The sequence below is a fragment of the Staphylococcus caprae genome (assembly GCF_002902725.1).
Classification (GTDB): Bacteria; Bacillota; Bacilli; order Staphylococcales; family Staphylococcaceae; genus Staphylococcus; species Staphylococcus caprae.
The window spans coordinates 1-3,295 of sequence record NZ_PPRT01000070.1; the positions used below are offsets into that span (position 1 = coordinate 1).

The 3,295-nt window shown below is 26.3% G+C and carries 4 protein-coding genes; 1 reads left to right on the plus strand and 3 read right to left on the minus strand.

What is annotated here, in order from left to right; genetic code table 11:
* The first annotated feature begins 59 nt into the window (after positions 1-59).
* Entirely contained in the window at positions 60-230 is a 171-nt protein-coding gene (locus CD155_RS11030; RefSeq protein ID WP_002442837.1) for a hypothetical protein, read from the plus strand.
* A 45-nt stretch (positions 231-275) separates the two neighbouring features.
* Here the strand turns inward: CD155_RS11030 and CD155_RS11035 are convergent, their stop codons facing one another.
* From CD155_RS11035 to CD155_RS11045, 3 genes are all read right to left on the minus strand, one after another.
* A complete protein-coding gene (locus CD155_RS11035) occupies positions 276-977 on the minus strand; it encodes a hypothetical protein (RefSeq protein WP_103213359.1) in 702 nt (233 codons plus the stop codon).
* Positions 974-1,804: an ATP-binding cassette domain-containing protein gene (locus tag CD155_RS11040; protein WP_103213360.1), complete on the minus strand. Its 831-nt coding sequence runs from the start codon at positions 1,802-1,804 to the stop codon at positions 974-976. The genes CD155_RS11035 and CD155_RS11040 overlap by 4 nt, the downstream gene beginning before the upstream one ends.
* 149 nt (positions 1,805-1,953) lie before the next feature.
* Entirely contained in the window at positions 1,954-3,162 is a 1,209-nt protein-coding gene (locus CD155_RS11045; protein WP_103213361.1) for a Fic family protein, read from the minus strand.
* Positions 3,163-3,295 lie beyond the last annotated feature (133 nt).

Below are 3,295 nucleotides of genomic sequence, written 5' to 3' on the forward strand. Positions count from 1 at the left end.
AGATGTGTATAAGAGACAGATTAAAATATATGTAAAGACATGTTTAAGGAGGCGTACATATGTCTAACTTATGGATTTTATTTGCAATTACAGTACTTATTGCAGTTTATTCAGGTATTCAAGTTTTCACTAATTTAGATAATAAACAAAAGCCTAGTTTTAAATATTTTACAATTGCATTTGTAGTTTGTGTAATTCTTGCAATTATTGAAATTATATTTCTTTCTTAATCATATATAATATAATAAACGTCCTAGCCAATTGGGTTAGGACGTTTATTTTTGCTCGGATTTTAAGAAAATAAATATGGTGAGTCCAAATAAAACTAAAATACAGACTATCATAATTAATGTTATTGATAGATAGTTAAAATGAGCGAGTATTTCTGTATTATAAACTGACATATAGTCACCTATTGGTGGTACAATCCACAATATATATTTAAGAAAAGTGTACGTTTGTAATAAAAATGGACGTAAAATACTTACCAAAATGATTAAAGCAATAAGTAACCACTTATATTTTTTTGATAACACATTAATATTCGCAATGAATGTAGAAATTAGGGTTGCAGTTAAACAAACAATGATGTGTAAGGCAATTGCCAGTGTGGCCTCTTTTAAAGATACTTTATCCTTAAAACTATGTATTAAAATTGGATAAAGCATCGAAAAAACAATTAACATACAGTTTACCAAAAATATAAATAGTAACTTACCAAAAAGATACTTAAGTTTAGACTCAAACTGTATAAAAAGTAAATATTTTTCGTTTAACGTTTCTAAATTTAAAATATTTATGGTAAGCCAACATGAAATAATAAGCAACACCAAACAACTTGAAGCATAACTAGACAATATTGGTTGGCCACTATAAAGATATTGAATAATAATCCAAGTTATAAAAATCATCATCGGCGGTATGAACTGATAAGAGCGAAGGTATTTCTTATATTGATATTGAATAAACGCTATCATGAACCAGTCACATCCTTTATTTCGATGATGTCACATTGTTGCTCAAGTAATATTTTAAGTAAGGTATTCAAATAAGATGCATTAATTTGAATGTGCAACTTATCATCTACAGTTTGAATAGAGTTAAGATGATGATACTTTGATAAAATTTTAGAAATTCTAGCGTTATATTTAATAATAACTAATTTAGTAATTTGTGAGATTTCGTTTATATCACTTTCAACAGTATGAAATTCTCCATTTTCAATATTAAGAATGTGCGTAGTGATTTTTTGATGTAAAAATGATTCGTGAGACGTTAATACTATTGTAGCTATAGATTTTAATTGACTTAAATAATCTAATAGAAATTGTGTAGCTTCTTGGTCCAGTCCAGAAAATGGTTCATCTAAAATATAAATATCAGCTTTTTTAAGCAAACACTGAATCATATTTACCTTTTGTTTCGTGCCTTTTGAACAATTTTTAATTTTTTGAGTTAAAAATGGTGATAAATTGAAGTGTTGAATAAAGGAATTAAGATTTACCTGTGTTTGGTCAGATGGGTATGTTTTTAATAAAAATTTAAAGTATTCATTAATAGTTAAATTTAAATTGTCAGGAAAGTAATCTATCGCATAACTTACTCGTCCTTTAACAGAAAGACTCCCATTCTGATAATTCATTAAACCAGCAATAATCTTTAAAGTTACACTTTTCCCTGAACCATTATGCCCCTTTATTAAAGTGATGGAATTTTTTGGAATAATAAAATTGCTATTTTTGATAATAATTTGCTTATTTATCCTTTTTGAGATGTGATAAAACTTGATTGCAATATTAGACATTTTTACTCCCAATTTCTGTGACTTATTCTTTCACTCTTATATCTTAGCACTAAGAACTATAAACATAATCATACTTTAGTCATATTTAAGGTGTAAAAATACAACGGACTCTATGGTCGTTGTATAGGAAATAGAAATCTGTAATTTAATTAGAAATATCCATCTATAGCTTTATATAGTACAGGGCGCTCTCCCGTCTTTTCAACAATATTAATTTTGATTAATTCGTTTAACAACTTTCTTGTAGTTTGACTAGTAGTATTTAAATATGTTGAAAGCTCTTGTACTGTCGTATGGTCTTCTAAAGAAAAATATTGAATTTGAGCTAAAATAAACATGATATTTTTATGTTTCTCAGATAATGATGTTAATTTAGGATCGTCGTTAATTTTTTTGTAAGCGAACTCTAATTGTGAATTTTTTGTTTTTAATTCTTCAATTAAACTTTCTTGTCCTTCCTTAATAAAGCTTAAAAAGTTGTTAATAAAATAGTTGAGTTCACCTTTATTTATTACACTGTTTGTTTTATCGAACATATCATAGTATGTTTTTTTATTATTTTCTATCATACTTGATAATGAAATTGCTGTTAGCTCATCATATTCTTTACTTAAATATAAACTATTTATAAAGCGTGAAGTACGTCCATTTCCATCATAAAATGAATGAATATATCCAAAGTAATAGTGTGATATAGCAATTTTTATAATTGGTGTGATTTTACTGGGTATATTTAAGAAATTTAATAACAATTGTAGATGATTTACAATTTTACTATGCGGGGTAATGCCTTCATGTATAACTTTATTAGTAGAGGTAACAATGTTGACCGGGTGATTCCGAAATAATTCGCCGTCCGGTTTATTTTCATTATCGACTTCCTCTTCTGCAATCATCTCATAAATAGTTTTAATATCTTTTGGTACTTGAGGAAGGTTATTTTTACCGTATAATATGCCAAAATAAGAATTTAACATACTTTTAAATCGAGTATTCATTTTAGGGTTTTCTTTTATATGTTTTATGCTATTTAAGATTTCTTGTTTGCTACATTTTATGCCTTCTATCTGATTAGTAGAGAATAATTCATTGACTATCAACTCTTGATGTAATGATTGAGTAGCAATTTCAGGTAAATTTGTAATAAGTTTTGCTATAGTCGAGTTGTTTTTATCGATATCGTCAATTAAATTTTTAATTTTCGAAGTAAGAATATAATATAAATTGAAGCTGTCACTAGATTTAAATGGTTTGATTTTTAAATCTAATATCTCTACATTTGGATCATTTAGTCGTATATTTAATTCTTTTTCGAACTCTTTGGGGTATTTATAGAAATATTTATACATAAATTCCATCTCTTCACCGCCTAAATATATGATTCGATAAATTTTATCACTAAGTATATTTATAAACAATATTTAATTTATAATATAAAAAAATATCTATTTGTAAACGCGTGATGATTAAGATAACTTTACTTAATTTTTT

What these genes read in the sequence shown, in the direction of transcription:
- CD155_RS11030 (WP_002442837.1), top strand. Translation starts at nt 60, where the DNA reads ATGTCTAACTTATGGATTTTATTTGCAATTACAGTACTTATTGCAGTT.
- CD155_RS11035 (WP_103213359.1), bottom strand. Translation starts at nt 977, where the DNA reads ATGATAGCGTTTATTCAATATCAATATAAGAAATACCTTCGCTCTTAT.
- CD155_RS11040 (WP_103213360.1), bottom strand. Translation starts at nt 1,804, where the DNA reads ATGTCTAATATTGCAATCAAGTTTTATCACATCTCAAAAAGGATAAAT.
- CD155_RS11045 (WP_103213361.1), bottom strand. Translation starts at nt 3,162, where the DNA reads ATGGAATTTATGTATAAATATTTCTATAAATACCCCAAAGAGTTCGAA.